Source organism: Haliscomenobacter sp. (genome assembly GCF_965225875.1).
Taxonomy (GTDB): domain Bacteria; phylum Bacteroidota; class Bacteroidia; order Chitinophagales; family Saprospiraceae; genus Haliscomenobacter.
Genome location: NZ_CBDDBS010000003.1, coordinates 1,729,591 through 1,750,920, shown reverse-complemented (window position 1 = coordinate 1,750,920; position 21,330 = coordinate 1,729,591). Strand labels below are relative to the sequence as shown.

The 21,330-nt window shown below is 48.1% G+C and carries 20 protein-coding genes; 9 read left to right on the top strand and 11 right to left on the bottom strand.

The genetic code is table 11. The features are described from left to right. Positions 1 to 4: 4 nt before the first annotated feature. The 4 genes from ACO08K_RS27365 (at position 5) to ACO08K_RS27350 (ending at position 2,569) form a co-directional block, all read left to right on the top strand. Positions 5 to 616: a methylthioribulose 1-phosphate dehydratase gene (locus ACO08K_RS27365; protein WP_421799680.1), complete on the top strand. Its 612-nt coding sequence runs from the start codon at positions 5 to 7 to the stop codon at positions 614 to 616. 116 nt (positions 617 to 732) lie between these two features. Beyond that, positions 733 to 1,260: a 1,2-dihydroxy-3-keto-5-methylthiopentene dioxygenase gene (locus ACO08K_RS27360; RefSeq protein ID WP_421799679.1), complete on the top strand. Its 528-nt coding sequence runs from the start codon at positions 733 to 735 to the stop codon at positions 1,258 to 1,260. 112 nt (positions 1,261 to 1,372) lie between these two features. Continuing rightward, positions 1,373 to 2,053, top strand: a complete 681-nt coding sequence (gene mtnC, locus ACO08K_RS27355; protein ID WP_421799678.1) for an acireductone synthase — start codon at positions 1,373 to 1,375, stop codon at positions 2,051 to 2,053. A 63-nt stretch (positions 2,054 to 2,116) separates the two neighbouring features. Beyond that, on the top strand, positions 2,117 to 2,569 hold the full coding sequence (locus tag ACO08K_RS27350) for a hypothetical protein (protein ID WP_421799677.1): 453 nt from the start codon (positions 2,117 to 2,119) through the stop codon (positions 2,567 to 2,569). Between the two features lie 20 nt (positions 2,570 to 2,589). Here ACO08K_RS27350 and ACO08K_RS27345 read toward each other — a convergent pair whose 3' ends face one another. The 5 genes from ACO08K_RS27345 to ACO08K_RS27325 form a co-directional block, all read right to left on the bottom strand. Further along, positions 2,590 to 5,358 carry a hypothetical protein gene (locus tag ACO08K_RS27345; protein WP_421799676.1) on the bottom strand — a complete coding sequence of 923 codons (2,769 nt, stop codon included), beginning with the start codon at positions 5,356 to 5,358 and terminating at the stop codon, positions 2,590 to 2,592. Positions 5,359 to 5,361: 3 nt separating this feature from the next. Then, on the bottom strand, positions 5,362 to 7,815 hold the full coding sequence (locus ACO08K_RS27340; RefSeq protein ID WP_421799675.1) for a hypothetical protein: 2,454 nt from the start codon (positions 7,813 to 7,815) through the stop codon (positions 5,362 to 5,364). After that, on the bottom strand, positions 7,812 to 8,522 hold the full coding sequence (locus ACO08K_RS27335; RefSeq protein WP_421799674.1) for a hypothetical protein: 711 nt from the start codon (positions 8,520 to 8,522) through the stop codon (positions 7,812 to 7,814). The genes ACO08K_RS27340 and ACO08K_RS27335 overlap by 4 nt, the downstream gene beginning before the upstream one ends. Before the next feature lie 4 nt (positions 8,523 to 8,526). Then, positions 8,527 to 9,657 carry an AAA family ATPase gene (locus ACO08K_RS27330; protein ID WP_421799673.1) on the bottom strand — a complete coding sequence of 377 codons (1,131 nt, stop codon included), beginning with the start codon at positions 9,655 to 9,657 and terminating at the stop codon, positions 8,527 to 8,529. 171 nt (positions 9,658 to 9,828) lie between these two features. Continuing rightward, complete coding sequence (locus tag ACO08K_RS27325; RefSeq protein ID WP_421799672.1) at positions 9,829 to 10,446, bottom strand: hypothetical protein; 618 nt, start codon at positions 10,444 to 10,446, stop codon at positions 9,829 to 9,831. 154 nt (positions 10,447 to 10,600) lie between these two features. On the opposite strand from ACO08K_RS27325, the gene ACO08K_RS27320 reads away from it, so the two are divergent. Then, positions 10,601 to 12,208, top strand: coding sequence for a beta-N-acetylhexosaminidase (locus tag ACO08K_RS27320; RefSeq protein WP_421799671.1), 1,608 nt, complete (start codon positions 10,601 to 10,603; stop codon positions 12,206 to 12,208). Between the two features lie 321 nt (positions 12,209 to 12,529). On the opposite strand, the gene ACO08K_RS27315 is transcribed toward ACO08K_RS27320, so the two are convergent. The 5 genes from ACO08K_RS27315 to ACO08K_RS27295 form a co-directional block, all read right to left on the bottom strand. After that, complete coding sequence (locus tag ACO08K_RS27315) at positions 12,530 to 13,033, bottom strand: endonuclease V (RefSeq protein ID WP_421799670.1); 504 nt, start codon at positions 13,031 to 13,033, stop codon at positions 12,530 to 12,532. Between the two features lie 85 nt (positions 13,034 to 13,118). Then, the gene (locus tag ACO08K_RS27310; protein WP_421799669.1) at positions 13,119 to 14,054 is read right to left on the bottom strand and encodes a hypothetical protein; all 936 of its coding nucleotides are present in this window, start codon (positions 14,052 to 14,054) and stop codon (positions 13,119 to 13,121) included. Then, on the bottom strand, positions 14,051 to 14,419 hold the full coding sequence (locus tag ACO08K_RS27305; protein WP_421799668.1) for a GntR family transcriptional regulator: 369 nt from the start codon (positions 14,417 to 14,419) through the stop codon (positions 14,051 to 14,053). Before ACO08K_RS27305 ends, ACO08K_RS27310 begins: the two co-directional genes overlap by 4 nt. Beyond that, positions 14,416 to 15,183, bottom strand: a complete 768-nt coding sequence (locus ACO08K_RS27300) for a hypothetical protein (protein WP_421799667.1) — start codon at positions 15,181 to 15,183, stop codon at positions 14,416 to 14,418. The genes ACO08K_RS27305 and ACO08K_RS27300 overlap by 4 nt, the downstream gene beginning before the upstream one ends. Next, the gene (locus ACO08K_RS27295; protein ID WP_421799666.1) at positions 15,176 to 16,024 is read right to left on the bottom strand and encodes an ATP-binding cassette domain-containing protein; all 849 of its coding nucleotides are present in this window, start codon (positions 16,022 to 16,024) and stop codon (positions 15,176 to 15,178) included. The genes ACO08K_RS27300 and ACO08K_RS27295 overlap by 8 nt, the downstream gene beginning before the upstream one ends. Positions 16,025 to 16,189: 165 nt before the next feature. Here ACO08K_RS27295 and ACO08K_RS27290 point away from each other — a divergent pair, with 165 nt between their 5' ends. The 3 genes from ACO08K_RS27290 (at position 16,190) to ACO08K_RS27280 (ending at position 19,132) form a co-directional block, all read left to right on the top strand. Then, positions 16,190 to 16,702 (top strand): heme-binding domain-containing protein, encoded by a 513-nt coding sequence (locus ACO08K_RS27290; RefSeq protein WP_421799665.1) that lies wholly within the window; start codon positions 16,190 to 16,192, stop codon positions 16,700 to 16,702. 87 nt (positions 16,703 to 16,789) lie between these two features. Next, positions 16,790 to 18,514, top strand: a complete 1,725-nt coding sequence (locus ACO08K_RS27285) for a GMC oxidoreductase (protein ID WP_421799664.1) — start codon at positions 16,790 to 16,792, stop codon at positions 18,512 to 18,514. Positions 18,515 to 18,538: 24 nt separating this feature from the next. After that, the gene (locus ACO08K_RS27280) at positions 18,539 to 19,132 is read left to right on the top strand and encodes a gluconate 2-dehydrogenase subunit 3 family protein (protein WP_421799663.1); all 594 of its coding nucleotides are present in this window, start codon (positions 18,539 to 18,541) and stop codon (positions 19,130 to 19,132) included. A 265-nt stretch (positions 19,133 to 19,397) separates the two neighbouring features. On the opposite strand, the gene ACO08K_RS27275 is transcribed toward ACO08K_RS27280, so the two are convergent. Further along, positions 19,398 to 20,687 (bottom strand): Gfo/Idh/MocA family protein, encoded by a 1,290-nt coding sequence (locus ACO08K_RS27275; RefSeq protein ID WP_421799662.1) that lies wholly within the window; start codon positions 20,685 to 20,687, stop codon positions 19,398 to 19,400. A gap of 187 nt (positions 20,688 to 20,874) precedes the next feature. Between ACO08K_RS27275 and ACO08K_RS27270 the strand changes: the two genes are divergently transcribed. Beyond that, positions 20,875 to 21,324, top strand: a complete 450-nt coding sequence (locus tag ACO08K_RS27270; protein WP_421799661.1) for an Hsp20/alpha crystallin family protein — start codon at positions 20,875 to 20,877, stop codon at positions 21,322 to 21,324. Positions 21,325 to 21,330 lie beyond the last annotated feature (6 nt).

Sequence of the window (21,330 nt, the reverse complement as noted above, 5' to 3'; positions counted from 1 at the left end):
AGCGATGAGCCAACGCGCTGAATTGGTCAAAGCCATTCACTTTTTGCACCAAAAAGGCTGGGCACCAGCCACTTCTTCCAACTACTCGTACCGGGAAGTCGGGCAGAGCAATTTTTTTGTATCCCAAAGTGGCTTGGATAAGGGCGACTTTGCCGAAAAGCACTTTTTGCAGGTAGATGCCTCGGGCAACCCGATTGATGATGCCCGCAAACCTTCGGCTGAAACCCTGCTGCACTGCGCGGTGTACAAGCTTTTCCCTGACGCCCACTGCGTATTGCATACCCATACGGTGCTCAATACGGTCGTTTCCCAATTGCTGCAGGTAAAGGGGGCAATCGTGCTTGAGAACTATGAAATTTTGAAAGGTTTTAGTGGCATCAAAACCCATGAAGTTTCCGTAAAAATTCCCATCTTTGCCAATACGCAGGATATTGCCGCATTGTCTATCGAAGTAGCAGAGTTTGTGGGGCGGAGCGATACAGAACTTCGCGCTTTTCTCATCGCTGGACACGGCATGTACACCTGGGGCAACACCATCGCTGACGCCAAAAGGCATGTGGAAGTGGTGGAGTTTTTGTTAGAGTGTGAATACTTAAAATTGAAGTTGAGGAGTTGAGGAGTTGAGAAGTTGAGGCTACCGCGAGCAACTTAGACAAGATTATTGCCAAAGTCGCTCGCGGCAGCCTCAACTTCTCAACTTCTCAACTCCTCAACTCTAATAAACTTTTTGCCATGGCCATCCTTACCATTCCAGACAAACAAACCGTTGTCAACGATCCTGCCGAGATCAAAAGTTTTTTGAACGCCCGCGGGGTCATTTACGAGCAATGGGAAGCCGCGGTTGAGTTTGCCGACGACGCTGATCAGGACACGATCATTGGCGCCTATGCACACAAACTCAAGCCTTATATGGATTCCAACGGCTACAAAACTGCCGATGTGATCAACGTTACGCCCGATCACCCACAATTGGAAATGTTGCGCACCAAGTTTTTGAGTGAGCACATCCACACCGAGGATGAAGTACGCTTTTTTGTGGACGGCGAGGGCATGTTTTGGTTCAACCTGGGCGGAGATGAAGACATCTTCTGCGTAACCTGCCAGGCAGGCGACCTCATTTCGGTGCCTGCCAACACCAAGCACTGGTTTGACATGGGCCCAAAAAAATTCGTCAAAGCCATTCGCGTATTTATTGATCAATCGGGCTGGGTTCCGCATTATACGGAGTCCGGGGTTGATCAGCGGTACAATTTGAATTAAGGGCAGCTTCGCTGCTGGTTTTTTATGAACCACCTTAGACACCTTAGGGCACCTTAGATCGCTACCTAAGGTTTCTAAGGTGGTTCAAAAAAAATCTTCATTCCACCAACCTATGCAGTTTATCCTCACCGACATCGAAGGCACGACTACCGACATCAACTTCGTGCACAAGATTCTTTTTCCCTATTCATTTGAAAAGCTACCGGACTTTGTGCGGGCAAATCTGCATGATCCGGCTGTAGCTCAGGCTTTGGAACAAACCCGCCAGACCCTGCTCGAAGAAGAACTACCCGCTGATGGCACCGAAGACCTGATCAATGGCCTGCTCTCCTGGATTACTGCCGACCGCAAACATCCGGCCCTCAAATTGTTGCAAGGCCTGATTTGGAAATTAGGTTACGACAGCGGCGGTTTTAAAGGGCATGTTTATCCCGATGTGGTTCCAGCCCTGGAGCGTTGGAAACAGCAGGGGATACCGATGGGGATATATTCCTCCGGCTCGGTGGGGGCACAAAAACTGCTGTTTGGTCACAGTGAGTATGGGGATTTGAACGGGTTTTTTAACCATAATTTCGATACTGCAGTAGGGCACAAACGGGAAGTAGCTTCTTATCAAAATATAGCGACACAATTGGGATTAGCGCCAGCAGAAATCCTTTTCCTATCCGATATTGAAGAAGAATTGGATGCGGCCCAGGCGGCGGGTATGCAGTGCTTGCAGTTGTTGCGCCCGGGCACCATTCCGAGCATGCGGCATGCCGGAGTGGGAAGTTTTGAAGAAATTGTTGGATAATTTTTTGGTTGACAACTTGACTTATTTGTTGGAAAAATTTATTTTTACAACAAATAAGTAGAAATGACGGCGGAAAAATCCAAATACCTCGAAAATATTTTAAAAGACAGCGATGATTTTTCGGAAATCTTCGACTATTTCCTGACCAATTTTGCGGAGCAACCCGCCTTTACGCAGCAAAGTAAAAAATTCAAATCCCCCCTCATCAAGGAAATGGTGAGCCAGGCATCGGCTCAGATTTTTAATAAAATTCCGATTCAAATCACAAACATGCTACTGCTCAACCACGAACGATTGGGCATCATCCATGGTGCTGGCTGGGTTGAAGCCAAGTTGTTCAATGTTTTTTACTGCAAACGCATCAACAAAGGTTTGTTGGTGATCACTACCGGGAAAAGCACGGAAATGGCACGAATCACACCAACCCCCACCAAACCTACTGAACAATTTGGGGAAGATTTTATCGAGTCGGTAGAGGACTTTTCAAAACATTTTAAGCATCAATTTCCGAATTAGGGGCGGAAAAGAAATAAACGTTAGGTGTTAAGGTTGCCAATTTCGTAGAAATGGACTTTGCCATTTTTGGTCAAAAAGCCGACTTGGTGCACACTTGGCCCTTTAAAAACATCCACGATTTCCTCATCCAGTTCAAATTCGTCAACAAGCCGTGGGGTTGAAATTCCTCTGGTATTGTACAAACGAATATTTTTTCCAAATGTGACAATCAGGCCATTGTGTGTGAATAGAATGCTATCAAGCGGGGTACTTTCAAAAATGTCACCGTGTGGATTAAAACCATCAGCGTCCGGTCTAAAATATTGACAGCCAAATTGCAATCTCATATTAAAAGTTGGGTCATCATAACCACAATGAATGACCATTCTTTCGGCTGAATAACCGTCAGATAAGGCCATTTTGAGAATAGGTAGGGGGATATCAGGCTGATGCCCAATTGTGTTGCCTGATTCATCAATGCGCAGCACGGTGTTGCGGTCTGGGGTAATAAAATATAAAAACCCATTCATAAAATGCATGAGTTCAAAATAGCTCCCAGCTTCAGGTGGTCTGATCATTACCTTATTGATGTGATCCTTGGCATCAATGCACAAAAATGTTTTTTTCACTGCTCCTTTTACCGTACAAATACTTAGGTGAAGCGTTCCGTCCGGGAGAATATCCAGTTTAGCGATGGTTTTATTGTCAATCACTCCTAAACCAATGGTGTTTTCTCCCAAGTGAATGTTGTATTTCAAAACTTCCTTGCCGAAACATCTCTCAATGAATCGAATCGCGCTGCTGGATAAAAATTTGGTGTGAATGATGCTTAAATAAGGGGAGTTGGAGGGCAAAGCTACCAGCTGAGGCTTCTGTTGCGGGTTATTGGCCAAACCCATTTTGACGCATTCATTAAAAAACTCCAGGTCAGAGCATTGGAGGTAAACTTTCTCCCCGCTTTGCCCTAGTACGACTAATTTTTGATTGATCATTCGTGCTTCTAACCAGGTATCTACCTTCAGCGATAAATCAATGGTTTTTACCAATATCCATTTGTCATTGTTGAGTTGTTCCCGTGCCTTTTTTTGCCGTTCCTTCAGGCCTACCTTATACCTACTCACATCCCCACCCAACAACCGATCCTCAGGTCCAAAAGTCTCCAGCATCCCCATATGATCAAGAATATCCGATTGCAATTCTTTGCTTACTACCTGATATACAATCTCCCTGGCATTGGGTAATTCGGAGCTACGCTGTTTATTTTTTCCAATCTCCTTGAGCACTTCCATAAAAGCATTGCGCTGTATGGGTTTGTACTCGGTTTGGTAGATGCGTTGTACTTCAGCATCAAACTCAGCATTGCTGACCTGCTGAAAAAAATCAAAATAATGGTTCAGGCAGGAAGTGGGATTGAGCTTGTCATGCCAACCCTTGAGCAGACTGACTTTTGCCTGGTTTTGATCCTTAAGCTTCTGGTCAAAAATTCGGGCAGCTTCCAAATAATTAAAGGTTTTTAGTGCCTCTTCGGCACAATTTCGATACAATTTTTCTGCCTCAGCCCACTGATCAATATGGGCATACAAATCCCCAGCTTTTTCCTTTTGACCCAATTCCAGGTAAAGATCAATTGCTTCGGTATACAAGCTCCCTTTTTCAAAACACTGGGCAGCACGCTGCTTGTCTTTGAGGTGATCGCGGTACAGAATGGCCGCTTTGTAAAAATGTTTGCCCTGTTCCAACACATTGGCAGCGGTATTGAAGTCGCCAAGCAAATGGGCGTGGATGTAGGCGGCCTTGCGGTAGTCGCCCTCAGCAATTTTTTGGTTGGCCAATCGGAGGTACTGCTGCCGCAAAGCAATCTGGCGTTGGGCATCCAGATTCCAATTGTCGCGTGGACCACCGGTATTGAGCCCGCCTAGATTAAAATCCGGTGCATTGTTGCGGCCTAAAAGCCCCGAGGGAGGCGCAATTCCCCGACCTTCGTACGGGCTGTCCAAGGGAATCGAATACCGCAGCGCTTCTTCGGGGTCGTCCTGATACAATTTGAGCAAACGATCGATCTCACTCTCACGCTGTTTTTGTAGATCAGCAAGTATTTGGCTGATGCGCATTTCCAAACGATCGAGCATTTTGCCCAACCAGCCCTGGCTTTCGCCCTCCCTCAGGTTGGGGCGTTGGCTTAGTAGTTTCTCCAGGGAGCTTAACAAGGTGCTACGTAGGTCTTTGGCATCTTCAGGAGAGGGTTTGTTTTTACCTAAATCTTTTAAGTCTTTGTCACCTACACCTTGCACCTGAGCAAAAATGTCTTCCACTTTGGGTTGTACCACGCTGATTTGCCGCAGGGCTGGGACAGATGGAGGGCCGGGTTTGGCCAGAGACCAATCTTGTTGAAGTGGGGCAAGATAGGTCAATAGGTCAGCTAAATTAACCCGATCGCTGTGGTGGAAACCAACCATGCCGATCCCCGGATGGAAAAAATGCCAATCGTAAATCAATAAGGTTTTCCACTCCTCTTCGGCTACTTGAGGCTGGACATCAGCGTATTGAGGAATGAGCAAAGCCTGGCCAATGCAACGATACGGTTCCTGTAAGTCCAACTGAGCAGGGAAATGACCTTGGCGCATGATCAACAACAAACCAGCTACCTGCAAGTCACTTTTGGACTGGGGTACAGCATAAGCTTCCAAATCGCTGAGGGGAATTCCCCAGGATTGGAGTGTGCCGAGCCAATGCTGCGGGTCGCTGCCACGCAGAAAGGCGGCCTGGATAGCGCCACGGGGGCTGGAGTGGAGTTGAAGGCTGAGTTTCATGGCTTATCCAACACGCTTTATGAATGAAACAATATAACTGTTGTAAAAATCAGTTGGTGTAATGATTTGATCAGGGTCGGCATTGTAAAAGTAGGTGTTCCCTGTATAATAACCAGTCCTGCTACAAGCTGCTAATTCTTGCCCTATGATCAGTGCAATGGTAAAATCTGCCTGGGTGCTGCCCGACCAGAAAAATAGCAAAAAACCACGACTGTCCAGGATTATTTTGCTACCATTTGGCCAAGTACAGGACCTGGTGTAAAATTGACCATCCAGATTGGTATCGAATAAGAATGATCGTACCTCAAGACCAACAAAGGTGGCTTTAGTCAACCATAATTTCCCATCGCGCAAGATCATCTGGTGTCTGCCTAATTGAATAAAACCTTCAGGGGTAAAGCCAATTTCGGTGATGTTCCGCAACACTGAATAGCCATTGTTGACCATTTTTTTGACGGGTTGCAAATTTTGAAGTAGGTGTTCTTTGGGGATGACCCGTTTTTCTGGGAGCGGGGAAATGGTCTGGGATTTTAGATCAAGCACATGGCTAATGTTCTTGTAGGTATAATAATAATTGGGGCTGGCGGCTTGATTCAAACCGATCAAAACATTCCCCTCTTCGTAGGCACAAGCAACCACTGGCTCATCTATTTCATGCAAATTGACCACGTTTTGTTGAGGATAGTATCGGATCAGCTTGGCGTACAAGTCAACTACAGCGTATAATTCATTGTTTTCAAACAAATAGGCCTTGAATTTAAAGCCTTTGGTGGTGACAACGATACATTTGAGCTTATGGTTGACTAGGTAAAATTTGTATTCACCATCTTCAATTTTATTCAATACTTCAATGGCCCCCTTTTGCGCACTGTGCCAGAACCAAACCCTTTTTGAAGGCAGTACAGCGACCAAAACGCTTCCATCAAAGGCGACATCATCTCGCCTTAATTTACCGGGATAGGAGGGAAGAAACAGCCCATCATGTTTAATGGCATGCTCGGCTTGGAGGCCGAGGGCACCGACCAATGCCGCAAGCATCGCCGATTTTTTTTGATCAAACAACAACTCCTCCAGGTCAAACACACTCGTACTCATCAAACTCCGCTGCCCGTTCACTAACTTATAGAATAACAAGGTGCCCGTCCGACTCAATACCAGCAAATAATCCAAATGCTGTTGTTGCTCCGCAAAAATCAGGCTGAAGTTTTTATCAGCCATCACCTCTTCACTAGTGATGAAAAAAACTGCCCGCTGGGCTGAACGGGGCTGTTGGCGGAAAAAAGCGCGTAAAGCCTCCCCACTGTGCAAAACCGGGCTTTGTTGCTCCAAAAATTGCACAACTTCCTCCTTGGTTGCCAGGGCATTGGGTTCGCTTATTTCTTTTCCCAATGCAAAAGCCGAAATACCCGCCTTTTGGTGATTGTTCAGTGCACAACCCAGTGCTGCGGATACTGCAAAGACCCTCGGCATTCCCCACAAACGCAAACTGGTATCCACCAAAATCACCCGTTCCTGCACCTGTGGGTCAGGGGGCGTTTCGCGGCGCAGGTACAAAGCTTCGTTGTTCACGAGGCGGGCACTGAGGGTGTCGTCGTCGTTGGCCAATTCACTCAGCAGCAGGCGGTCAAAGTCGCCCCGATTGCTGATGTCGGATACACCACCCAGCGGTTGATCACTTGCACCCTGGGTATGGGGCGGGATGTTGAGGGCAGCGATCAGGCGTTTGGTCAGACGGGCCAGGCCTGCGGTTTGATGGTCTTGGGAGAGTTGGGTGAGGAGGTCGTCCTGGCTGGGGATGGGATCGGGTTGGGGAAGAGGGGCTGGTTCTGGGAGGTGTTCCAGGCCGGTGCGGAGTAGTGACTCTAGATCATCGATGTCCTTTAAGGGCTTAAAAATGTGCAGTATTTCAACCAAAGTTTTGGGAGGAGAAGCTACATAATTATTTAATCGACCAGGTGTTAGCCGCTCACTGTCGATTTCATGAATTAAAAAATTAGCTAAAGGAGGGGGTGTTAATTCAGTTGAATGTTTTAAGATTTCTTTGAGCAAATGGCTTCGCATATGACCACGCCTCAATTCGGCAGGCAGTCGACTTATTCTCTGTAAAAGCGGCAAAATGTATTTAACAACCTGGTTGTCTTCCTTCGCATTGTAAAAAGCCTCATAATTTTCATCGGCTTCGTTGGTACAAATTTGTTCTAGTAATGTTTCTTCAAGTTCAAAATGGTGTGAAATACGCTCCAACTCACCTTTACAAGCCAGGATAAAAAATACAATTACTTCTAAAGAGGGAAGACCAATCATCTGAACATCTCTTAATATTTCCACCAATTCTTTACGAAAACAAATGGTGTAATCACTTGCTAATTCAAGGGTTTGTCCATCACTGGACCAGCGCCAGAAGTAGTTTTTTTTTCGAGGACTAAAGTAATTGAGTGCCAATTCGGTCTGATTCATAAGCCTGGATAACTCAACCTTATTCCTGCCCGACTCGCCGGAACAAAGCACCGTTTTTCAATTTTTTGCCAATTCCCATCTTTTTCAAAAAGGATTAAATCTCCCCCCTTACCGTTCTCCCGCTGATTGAACAACTCCGCCACCAATGGCCATTCCAAATCATATGCGGCAGGCAACAAAATGGAGTCCCGCAACCAATATTCCACCCCTGGCAAAGGAGGTAGTGGCTCACCCATCACCAGCACATCCTCCGTAGCCGACAAGGCAAAATGCAAGGCGGACAAACGAATCTCCGGTGCAGTTTCCGCATATGTCTGCCAATCTGCTAGTTTGACTTTTAAGGCAGCCCCAGGATGGTATTCCGAGGAAGGCAACAACTGCAAACCATATTGCTGGGTCAATTGAGCAGGCAGGGCAGCACCAGGTAGTTCGACTGGGATGAACTGCTTCATCGGTAGCCAGTCCAGCGCGGGCAGTTTGGCAACTGGAGTACTGCCATTCAAAGGAAACAACAACCCCTGAGCATCTTGCCGATAGCTGAACATGGCTGGCAAAGCCCGCAAGGCCTGATCCATATCCGCATGCAGCATGGGGCAACGCAACCACACTTCAGATTCCCTTTCGGCAGCGTATAACCCCGGCCAGCAGCGCACTGCGGCCAGATGTGGAAGGTCCGATTTTTTAAACACCATTACCCAGTTTTCCATGCCGTTACATCATTTTGGTCCACAATTGATCTACCGCAGTTTGGACAAACTCTCGTTGGGTGCTTTCGGTAATCCAGGCGCAGCGCCCACTCAGGTAGCGCAATTTGTCTTTGAGCACGGCTTTTTCTGCGGCGTTTAGCTGCGCATTGTCCCATTGCTGGGCAATGTTTTCCACTTCGCGGTACAAATCATCGGCGTTGGGAGCTGAGCTGTTCCGGGCACGGGGGTGTTGGACTTCCGAGCTTTCTTCTTTGGCAAAAACCGAATTGACAATCTCAGCAATCACCTCCCGTTGTTCCTCGGTATCCCAAATGTAGCGCGCCACCCAGAGGTCAGAAACCAGGGCGTGATCGCGCTCGCAGAGCAAAGCGCTGGCAGCCACCAGGCGCTGGATTTTCACGGCCCGGCGGTCAGATACTTGAACTCCCGCATTGCGCAACTTGTGGATCAACTCCAGGTACTCCCGGTGGATGCCATTCAGGTCGATGTCGGAAAGCTGCATTTGCAGGGACTTGATGGTGCTGGCGGCAATCTCCGGAGTAGCTACGCTGCCTTGGCTTTCCAGCGCCCAACCTGCATCCAGCACCGCACTCAATTGATCGGGAGCAACATTGTCGCAGCGTACCCGGATGAGGAAGCGGTCGAAGAGGGCGTTTAGGGCCTCGTCTTCGGGCAAATGGTTGCTGGCACCCACGATCATCAAGGCGGGCAATTTGCGGGTTTCGCGGCCCCGGCGGAAGATGCGTTCGTTGAGCACCATGAGCAAACTGTTCAGGATGGCGCTATTGGCATTGAGCAATTCGTCGAGAAAGATGAGGTCGGCCTCGGGCAACATGCCTTCGGTGTTGGTGATCAGCTCTCCTTCGCGCAACTTGCGGATGTCAAAAGGGCCAAACAACTCGTTGGGCTCGGTGAAGCGGGTGAGCAGGTATTCAAAGGTCTGGCCGTGCAACAGGGCGGCGAGTTCGCGAACCATGGCGCTTTTGGCGGTGCCGGGAGGACCGAGGAGGAACACGTTTTCGCGGGCGACGAGGCCAATGCCGAATAGGTCGATGATTTCGTCTTTGCCGACAAATCGTTGTTTGAGGTAGTTGAGGGTTGTTTTGAGTTGGGTGGCGGCTTGGAAGTTGGGCATGTTATTAAGTAAGTTGGAGTTTTTGAAGATTTTTTGGGCAGCTTCGCTGTTTTTCAGGTAAAGCTTCGCTTTTTTTGGCAGCTTCGCTGCTTGTTTTTTTGAACCACCTTAGGCACCTAAGGGCATCTTAGGGGACACCTTAGGGGGTTGGAGGAGTGAGGTGGTGCAGTATTAGGCGTCCCAGTTGGGCCAGAGGGTTTGGGCGTGGTCGCCGAGGGCGGCGGCGATCAGGGGGCGGATATGGGGCTCTTGAGCCTTGGTTTTGAGGCGTTTGGCAATGATGCGGTCGGAATAGGCGATGGCCAGGTCGGGGTGGGAGAGGAGCAGTGCTTCTGCTTCTGGGGCAGCTTCAGCAATGCCTAAACCGGAAAATGGCCAGGTGCTCGCCGTTTTTTTCAATTCCAGCAGCAAGGGATCAGCGGGGGAAAGGCCTTTGGCAAAACTGAAGAGGCTGGGCAAATGCCGCAAACTGAGGTCAGCAGCATATACTGCTTCGGCATTGACCTGCACTGGCCAGGGTAACAAGTGCTCCTGCATGGTTTTTTCATCCAAATGGCGCAGCAAAATGAACTGGATGGAGCGGTACAGGTATTGGGCGGCCCAAAGGGCAGGTTCGGCAGCGAAAGTGGGGGCGGTGCCGGGGAAGTGAGTTTGCTCTGCTTCGTAGCCTTTTTGAAGGACCAATTGAGCATCGTTCAGCTCCTCCAACGAGAAAGTTTTAAGCTCATGGGCTACTTCCACCTGGCCGTTTTTCCATAAATCACTGAGGAATTGATTTAGTGTGCTCATGGGTGAATACTTTGTCAACCAAAGATAAGTTTTACCGCTAATTTAGGACAATACAAAGTCGACAATCTTTAAGTTCCTTCAAGTCTAGCTAAAAGTCTTTTTTAATTTTTTTTAGAAATGTTTACCTTAACTCCCCGAAAAAATCAATCAACTCATGCCTACACTACGCATTAGCAATTCTGGTTCAGCACTCTTGTTGCTGGCTGTTTTGACCACATTTATGGCCTGCGCACCCAAAAAGTCCCCCCCGGTACCGATGGATTTGGCGCAGGAAAGCATCATCCCCATCCCGGTGTCTGTAAAGGCTACGAATAGTTCCTTTGAGTTGACTAGCGCAACAGACATCTATGTGCAAGGCGACTCCAAAGAGTTGCTCAAAATCGGGCAATACCTGGCGGACAAACTCAATCCATCCACAGGTTTAGGGATTGAGGTAAAGTCGAGCAATGAAGCGCCAGCAGTAGGCAACATTTACCTGAGCATCAAAAAAGACGCGAAACTGGGAGCAGAAGGTTATAACCTGAATATTACCCCGGATGGAGTTACCCTGGAGGCTAATGCACCAGCGGGATTGTTCATGGGGGTTCAAACCATCCGCCAATTGTTGCCAGCACAGGTGGAATCCAGCAGTAAGCAGGAAGGCCCCTGGCGAATGGCCACTGGTACCATCAATGACATTCCAACTTATGCTGTGCGGGGTGCTATGTTTGATGTGGCTCGACATTTCTTCAGTGTGGAAGACACCAAACGTTTCATCGATCTGATTGCGGCTTACAAAATGAACACCATGCACCTGCACTTGTCTGACGACCAGGGCTGGCGCATCGAGATCAAATCCTGGCCCAAATTGGCCGAGCATGGAGGCAAAACCCAGGTGGGTGGCGGCAAAGGTGGCTACTACACGCAGGAACAATACAAAGATATCGTTCAGTATGCCCTGGATCGCTACATCACCATCATTCCGGAAATCGACATGCCCGGTCACACCAATGCCGCTCTGGCTGCTTACCCCGAACTGAACTGTGATGGCAAAGCCCGGGAGCTGTACACAGGCACCGAAGTGGGTTTCAGCACCTTGTGCACCAAAAATGAGATCACCTACAAATTCATCGATGATGTGATCCGGGAATTGGCGGCCCTGACTCCTGGCCCTTTCATCCACATCGGAGGGGATGAATCGCATGTGACCAAAAAAGAGGATTACATTCCTTTTGTAAACCGGGTGCAGGGCATCGTGCTTTCACATGGTAAACAAGCGATTGGCTGGGACGAAATCGCACTGGGTACTTTGAAAAAAGGTGCTTTTGTGCAGCACTGGGCGGATGTGGACAACGCGGTAAACGCGGTTAAACAAGGCTCCAAAGTCCTGATGTCACCCGCGCGTAAGGCTTATATGGACATGCAATACGACTCCACCACCCAATGGGGCCTGCACTGGGCAGCATACATAGAAGTAGATAGTGCTTACATCTGGGATCCAGCGACTTTGGTGCCTGGACTGGCCCAAAAGGATGTATTGGGCATCGAAGCTCCACTGTGGTCTGAAACGGTAGATCAAATCGACGAGGTGGAATACATGGTGTTCCCACGTTTGCCGGGTTATGCGGAGATCGGCTGGTCGGCGGCAAGTGCACGGAATTGGGATGGATATAAGAAACGTTTGGGGGCGCATGGGCCGCGCTTTACGGCGATGGGGATCAATTATTATCCCTCGAAGTTGGTGGAGTGGAAGGAGGACAAGGGGAAGAAGTTGAAGAATTAAAAAGGCTTCTAAAGTGACATTTTGATAGCACAAAGGACACAAAGAAGGGCACAAAGAGCACAACGCATTGGCAACGTCCAACTTTGTGCTCTTTGTGCCCTTCTTTGTGTCCTTTGTGCTATCAAAATCGCGTAGGAACAAACGAAGTTTGTGACCCGATTTGTGAAAATTTGTGCAATTAGTGGCTGGCTTATCACGCCGAAGGTGGGATTAAAATCCGTGTAAATCCGCCCAATCCGCGTCACCCGCGCTGCCAATAATGTCGCTTTGGTAGCTTAGATCAATCCGGAAATTGAGTGCCCCCGACCAATTCGTCATTCGTCACTCCCCCCACTCCCGACACCGCCCATCCACCAACTTCAACAACCCCGGCACCCGAAATTCCCCCGCCATCTCCTTCACCTTCTCCGCCGCAAAGGCTACCTCAATACCAATCGCCGTTACCCACAGTGGATTTTGGCTTTCGCCCCGCAGTACAGGGATTGCTACTTTTTCCGCAGGCCGAAACCGCGTTTTGGCCACCCCAATCACCGGGATTTTTTGTTCCAGGGCTTCGTACAAATGCCAGCCCAGCCCGCCACGGCCTTCATCCAGCCATACGTAGGCATCGATGATGATGGCTTCCAGGGGGAGTTCAATACTGGCCAGCGCTTTTAACAAACCCGGCAATTCCCGCTTGTAAAAGGCACCTGGTTCGTAAGGCGCAACCTGCTCGACCTGCACACAATTGACTTGTACAGGTTCGGCAGCAGCCCAGGACTCGAAGAGGGCGTAGGCGCACTGGGCTCGGGGGTCGCGGTAATCGGTATCGAGGCAGATGAGCATAGAATTGGTTTAACAAACAAGTAAAAGTCGGGTGATGGAACGATGTTGGGGGGCAAAGTTCCAGTATTTAAAACTTCAAAAAGGCTTATTTTGTGCGGATGGTGCGCCTAGTCCGAGGGTCTTCATAGGCATAACTGACTTTGGCCTTACTTTTACAAATCACTTCTACTTCAGGTATAGGCAATGGCCGGTTTCCAAAATAACTCAGCAATTGGCTTGGCGCTGCAATTATTTTTTTACTTCCACCACCACCTCTCAACACACAATGAACATGTCGACACTGCAATTTGCTCAAATCCACCCAACTGCTACCGTATGGAGGATATAACTGAACCAGGTCAGCTTTTCCGGTAATGGTTTGAAATCCCGTTTGAGCATTAGGAGGTGTTTTTATTGTTTTACCAAGACTGTCTACCCAAAATTGGGGTTTGAATAGAAAAAGCTCCAAATTTTTAGCTTCTACATTAAAATTAGCTTTTTCAGCGCAGGCATGAATAAAGACACTTGAGCCACGTAAAGTACCTTTTTGTTCAATAAGGTTTGCTTCGCCATGAATTTGGATGTTTTTTAATTCAGTGTAGTAGATTTTTATGCTCAAGCCACCTTTGTCCAACACGCCTGTAAAATTGAAGTCGTAAAACGCTCGATCTCGCAAGCTATCTACCCAAAAAGCCAGATTCCTTTGTATGATCAACTCATTGGTTGCAGTTTGATGGTAAATTCCTAAGTTGTTTACCAGGGATTGGTCACCTTTAATCTCCAGGTGTGGATGAGTAGATGGTTCAAAAATGATAGTGTCCAAAAATTGCGCTTCGATCCTGATGCCATCAAACGCTGGAACTGTTTTCCGTTTGATCAAAGTTTTATGGGTTAATTTCAATTGCTGGACATCTTCCGCAGGTCGAGATGAAATGTTTGGTTTGTTTTCTGTAAAAACAAGATTTACCGCAAGCATAAAAACAACAATAGAGGAAATACTACAATAGAATAACAGCTGGCTATTTTGAAGTGGACGTTTCATTGGCTAATGTTTTGAAATTGATGATGTAATGCCATTAATTCGTTGACAGGAATTTGTAAAAGTTGCATCGTCTTAAAAACTTCTGGAAGTGTTTGTTCTAAAAACTCAGTACGTTTGAGTACTCGCGCTTTTTCAATTGCTCCTTCGGCGATGTAAAACCCCAATCCGCGTTGGTTGTGCAGGATTGCTGCTTGTTCAAGCATGCCATATGATCGAACAACAGTATTGGGATTGACCTGAATTTGGGCCGCTAATTCTCTTACAGATGCCACCCGATCACCACTTTTAAGTTTTTCGATGAGAATATCTTCGATGATGCGGTCAGCAATTTGGAGATAAATGGCCTTGTGTTCGTTCCAATTCATACTTCGCGCTGTTTGAAGAGGATATAACTAGTATACAATAGCAAAGGGAGAATGACCCCAAGCCAAATTGTGCTAATGATCAGTTTGTTCTTTACGTATACTAAACTCACACCCTGGATTTGAGCTGCAAACATTTTGCTGACTACATTTTCTGCTTTATTCATACTGGTGTAAAGCGGCAAGTTGAACAGTGCTGCAAAAATTCCTATAAAAATAAAGATGCTCAAGTACAGCAAGATTGATTTGAGCAAATGACCTTTTTTGAAGTAAAAAGCACCTGGTAATGTAAGAATGGCCATCACAAATAGGGTTAAATAAGTGGAGCCTCCAAAGCTCCATACTTCAAAACCATAAAAAGGATGGATCACAAACCCAGTTAACCTAAAGCAAAGCAACAAGCAAACGGGTTTTATTAATAAAAAGGCAATCAAATAAACACAAGGCGCAACAAACAGCGGGAAACTGAGTCTCACTAAAAATTTTTCAAAAATAGTAGCAGGCACCTGAATGAATTGGATGCTCTGGAAGGGGTTATTCCATTCAGGGAAGAGTGTAGCCATTTGAATGATAAAGAGGAATAGCAAATCAATAATCAAGTGAAGGGGTAAAAAAGAAGGTGTAATTTCCATGTTTTGTGCGGGAATAATTGCTGTTAACAACAACACACTCATGCTGATGGCGATAAAACCCGCCAAGAGTTTCCAGCGTTTGCGCCATTCAATCTGCCAGAGCAAAGCCATTCTACTTATACTATTCCTATACATACACTTTTTCATTTTGAAGGTGAACCAATATTTCCGGCTTTTCCACAATAGCTTTCATCAATATTTCCAGATCTATTTCCGTTTCGGGATCTCCAGGTTCGGCTACATACAAAGCCAGATAACCTCCCGGGATTGGTTCGTAATACACGGCATCTTTGCCCGGCTCTTCCGTGCTGCGCTGGATGCAAAACCGGGAATTGAGCACTTCAGTACTCTGGTGAAACAACAATTTGCCCTGATCAATCACCATCACCTGATCAAACTGCGCCCCCAATTCCCGCACCTGATGGGTGGAAATGATCACCAATGTATCCTCTGGCAAGTGGCGGGTCCAGATGCGGCGCAATTGGGATTTGGAAAAGATGTCCAAACCATTGCTCGGTTCATCCAGCAACAGCACCTTGACCTGGGTTGCCAGGGCAAAAGCCAGCATCACCTTTTTCTGTTGCCCAAAAGACAACTCGCTGAGTTTGCCACTCACCTCCAGCTCAAACTCTTTGACAATGGCCTCAAAAAGCCGCTGGTCGAAACGAGGGTAAAAAGGGGCCAGTTCGCCCAACCAGCGTTGGAGGGTCCGCGCAGGCATTTCGATGGTTTCGGGCACAAACAGTACTTGTTGTTGCCAGGCCAGCTGTCTTTTGCGGGGTTCGGAGCCTAATACTGTACAGCTCCCTGCCCAGGGGAAGCGCAAACCCGCCAGCAAGTGCAGCAAGGTCGTTTTGCCCGCCCCATTGGAGCCAAGTAAGCCAACAATTCCAGGTTTGTCGATCTGGACCTGCAAGCTCTCGAACAAGGGGCGTTTGGGGTGGTAACGGAAGTGGAGGTTTTGGAGTTGGATCATTGTTACAGTGTATTAGTTTACTAGTACACTACAAATTTAGAACACTTTTTAAATAAATCAAGTGCTGGGGCAAAAAAATGCTAAAAATTTTACCATAAGCCTTATTTTGCAGGTATGAGCCCATTTTGAACCCTTCTTTTTGTTCAAAATTCAAACACAAACACCATGCTTAAAAAAATTCTGCTTGTTTTGGGAGCTATCCTCGTCCTCATTCAGTTCATTCGCCCCGAGCGCAATACCTCGAATGACCTTACCTACGATGTGCACAAGAAATATCCAGGGCCTTATTACATCCAGGGCATTTTAGATAAGGCCTGTAACGATTGCCACAGCAACAAAACCGAATACCCCTGGTACGCCAACATTCAGCCAGTTGGCTGGTTGCTGGCCAATCACGTCAAAGACGGCAAGCGGCACCTGAATTTTTCGAATTTCACTTCAATGAAAATTGCCATTCAAAACCACAAATTTGAAGAAGTCATCGAAACGGTAGACGAAGGTGAAATGCCACTACCATCTTATACCTGGCTGGGGCGGCACCCGGAAGCCAAGTTGACCGAAGAGGAAAAAACTGCCCTGATTGACTGGGCCAGAACCAATATGGATTCCATCAAGGCGCAGTACCCGGCGGATAGTTTGGTGATGCCCAAGCGCCCTGGGCCTCGTCCTGGAAAATAATTTAGACTACACATTCCTAAGGTGCCAAAGAGGCACCTCAGTAAATCCAAAAACTAAACCTCTTTCCAATCCTACATCAGCAAGCTTATGGCCAATCTCAACACCAAACTCAACAAAAGCAATACCTACGATGCCATTGTCATCGGCTCAGGCATGAGCGGCGGCTGGGCCGCTAAAGAACTCTGTGAAAAAGGACTCAAAACCCTGGTTCTCGAAAAAGGCCGCATGGTCAACCACCTCGAAGACTATCCCACCATGAATATGGAAGCCTGGGAGTTCGAAAATCGCGGTGCCCTCAGTGCCGAAGACCGCGAAAAATACCACATCCAAATCCGTAGCGGTTTTGTTGGGGATTCTACCAAGCACTTTTTCACCCAGGACTCCGAAGATCCCTACATCGAAAAAGAACGCTTCGACTGGATCAGGGGTAACCACGTGGGTGGGCGTTCGCTCACCTGGGGCAAACATTGCTACCGCTGGAGCGACCTGGATTTTGAAGCCAACGCAAAGGAGGGCATCGCCGTCGATTGGCCGATCCGCTACAAAGACATTGCCCCCTGGTATACCCATGTAGAAAAATTTGTCGGCATCAGTGGTGAAAAATTGGGATTGGATCACCTCCCCGATGGCTACTTCCTGCCACCCATGGAGTTGAACTGCCTGGAACAGCACTTTAAAAAGGAAGTAGAAAAGAAATTCCGGGGACGGAACATCACCATTGGCCGCGTCGCTCACCTCACCGAACCGCAACCCTGGCACTTGGAGCTCGGGCGGGGCAAGTGCCAAAACCGCAACCGCTGTTCGCGGGGGTGCCCCTTTGGTGCTTATTTCAGCAGCAATTCCGCCACCCTTCCAGCGGCCAATCTTACGGGCAACTTTGCCATTCGCCCCAATTCGGTCGTGCATTCGATCATTTACGACGAAAAGACCCAAAAAGCCACTGGCGTCCGCGTCGTGGATCACGAGAGCAAAGAAATGATCGAGTTTTACGCCAAAGTGATTTTTTGCTGTGCTTCCACCTTGGCCACAACCCAAATCCTGCTGAATTCTACCTCTACCCGTTTCCCCAATGGCCTGGGCAACGACAGCGGCGAACTCGGCCACAACCTCATGGATCACCACTACCGCACTGGCGCAATGGGTGTCTACGAAGGCCTAGAAGACGAGTACTACAAAGGTCGCCGCCCAACGGGTTTGTTCATCCCCCGTTTCACCAACCTCGACGACAATACGAAAAACCCTAATTTCCTGCGTGGTTACGATTACCAAGGCAATGGCGGTAGTCGCGCCAACTGGGGCCGCGGCACCAATAGCCCAGGAGTGGGCGCTGAATTTAAAGAATCCCTTTTCAAACCCGGCCCCTGGAACATGGCGCTGATGGGTTTTGGCGAATGCCTGCCTTACCACGAAAACCAGGCCAGCCTGGATGCCGAGAAAAAAGACCAATGGGGCATTCCACTGTTGGTGCTCAATGCCAAAATCCGGGAGAACGAGCTAAAAATGCGCGAGGCCATGAAAACCGACGCGGCTGAAATGTTGAGCGCCGCGGGTTTCAAAGACGTGATCACCTTTGATTATGCGGGGGGCTTGGGTGTAGGCGTACACGAAATGGGAACGGCTCGCATGGGGCGTGATCCCAAAACTTCGGTGCTGAATGGCAACAACCAAATCCATGCGGTATCCAACGTATTCGTCACCGATGGTGCCTGCATGACTTCCGCTTCCTGCGTCAATCCGTCGATCACCTACATGGCTTTGACTGCCCGTGCGGTGGATTTTGCGGTGAATGAATTGAAAAAAAGAAACCTCTAACTCAACTTCTAAAAAGGAACAAACATGAATCGTCGCGATGTCATCATATCTTCGGGTTGGTTGTTGGGTTATGGATTGACCTCGGCTAGCTTGAGTACCTTATTTTTGAGTTGCCAGGCGGAAGCCAAACTGGATTGGCAACCGGTGTTTTTATCCAAAAATCAAGCCGCGACTCTGGCTGAAGTCACCGAAACCATTTTGCCCAAAACGGATACTCCTGGGGCAAAAGAGCTGGGTGTCCCCCAATTCATTGACAAAATGCTGAAAGAAGTGTTGGGTGAAGGGGACCAAAAGGCCTTTGTAGCCGGTTTGGAACAAATTGAAACAGATAGCAAAAAACAACATAGAAAAGCGTTTGCGGAGTGTACTCAGGAAGAACGCAACGCCCTGCTGTTGGCCATGGATAAAGCTGCGGCTACCCAGCCGCCTTCGGTATGGGGCATCACTTTGGCACCGCCAAAACCGACCGATTTTTTCCGCAATCTGAAAAGCCTGACCCTTTTTGGATATTATACTTCAGAAGACGTGTGTACCAAAATTTTGAGTTATGATCCGGTTCCTGGAGCCTACATTGCTTGTATGCCAGTGGCGGAGGTGGGGAATGCGTGGAGTGAGTAATGGGCGGTTTATTTATTTGCGCTAGACAATCCGAATAAAGCCTATAAAACCTAGGCAACGACCAGCGGCAGAGCCGCGAAACGTCAATAGAATAAAAGGTAGGATGTTAGATTGGAGGTGCAGCGCACCGGAACATCTTGTGAAATTGTTCCGATGCGCTGCACCTTCCATTTAATACCCTCGCTAAAGTTTTATTGACGTTTCGCGGCTCTGCCGCTGCCCGTTCGTGCAACATGGGGTGGAAACTCCAAACCTAAATTTCCACTTACTTCGGATACACCCAAGGCTTCCGATACTCCCTCGTCAGCAACTTATTCGCCGCTTTATCCCCCACAATCATATCCTTCTCATGATCCCACTCAATGGAGCGGCCCAATTTGGCTGAAAGGTTGCCGAGTAGCGCCATGTTTGTGGCATGCCGCCCGCGCTCAATGTCGGCAAAGGGGCGTTTGCTGGTCGGGATACAAGCCAGGAAATCGTTCCACACCAAATCGATATTTTGCTGATCCGGCTCATTCAATTTGGCCGCTTCCTTGATGACTTCTTTTTTGGTATCGTTGGGATAAAAAGCCCAGCCACGTTGCCAGCCCATGTGGAAGACCCCTTCGGTACCGTGGAAGTAGACGCCCACGTTTTCACCCTGTCGTTCCGGGTGGTTGCTGAGCAGGGTATGTTCCCAGGTGCAGATGAAGGATTCAAATTCATAAATCACCCGTTGTTCTTCTGGAGCGTTGGCCAGGGAGTTGCGGATGTCGGATAGTTCAGTAGAGTATATTTTGCGGGGCATTTTTTCCTCTGTCCACCATAAAATTTGATCAAACCAGTGTGGCCCCCAGTCGCCGATGTTGCCATTGGCAAATTGGGTATATTGCCGCCAGCCGCGTGGGTGCATGCCGGGATTGTAGGTACTCAGCGGAGCAGGGCCGCAGTAGAAATCCCAGTCCAGTCCAGCAGGTGGAGCACTTTCTTCCTCTTTTTTACCCATTCCATTGTTGTAGTGCACAAATGCGCGGACGCTGTGGATTTTACCCGCTTTGCCCGATTTTAAAAACTCCATGCCGCTCACGTTGTGGGGAGAATAGCGGCGATGGAAATCAACAACACAGACCTTTTGGGCGTCGCGGGCTGCTTTTTCAATGGCACTTCCCTCTTTAACAGTGTGTGAAATGGGTTTTTCCAAAAAGACATGGGCACCACTGTGCAACGCTTCAATCGCGATCAGGGCATGCCAGTGATCCGGGGTAGCATTGATGACAATATCGGGGCGCTCGGCTTTGATGCATTCGCGGTAGTCCTTGTACACCTTGGGTTGGTCATTGCACAATTTGTCCACTTCGGCTTTGCACTTTTTGAGCTGGTTTTCATCCACGTCACAAAGGGCGGCTACCGTAATCTGACCACTGCGGATGCCTTCGCGCAGGATATTGAGGCCCCACCAGCCGCTGCCGATGAGCACGGTTTTGTATTTGGCCGGACGGGAAGGAATGAGATATGGCGGGGTCAACAGCGCGGCACTGGCCATCCCCGACTTTTGAATAAACGATCTGCGATCCATGTTTTTGATTTGTTTACGTTGAAGCGAAAATAGGGATTACTAAGGAAAAAAAAGGTTGTCATAATTGTGACTTTTTGGCATGACATTTTAAAGGCAGCCTGACAGCGTGGCTGAAATAGGGATTTGGAACCAGTTTTGTAACACCAATTCCAGACTAAACTGCATCATCAACCCGAATTTTACAACTATGACTGTACAACATTTCACAGAAGGCAAAATTTACTTCGATGATGAGCTGAGCAAAAACGCCTGGGAAATGGCGCAACAACTCAACCCTCCATCGTTAAGCCCGAATCCTGCACTGAACATCAAAGAAAGCACCAAAGCTTTTTTGATTGAGTTGGTGGTGCCTGGATTGACCCACGAAGACCTGAATATTTACCTGGCCGACAACAACATGTTGGTTCTACAATACAAGCGCGACAACAACGAATTTGAATCGGTTTTGACCCAGCGCCACTGGCGGCAGGAGTTCAAGATGCGTTCGTTTGTGCGCCAGATTCCGGTTCATCCTGAGATGGTGCAATTGGATCAGATCAAGATCACTTCCAAAAATGGGATCGTTTCGATTCGTTTGCCCAAAACGGAGGCGCTTAGTGGGAAGGTTGCCCCAGTTATGCCTTTTTCCAATAACTAAATCCCC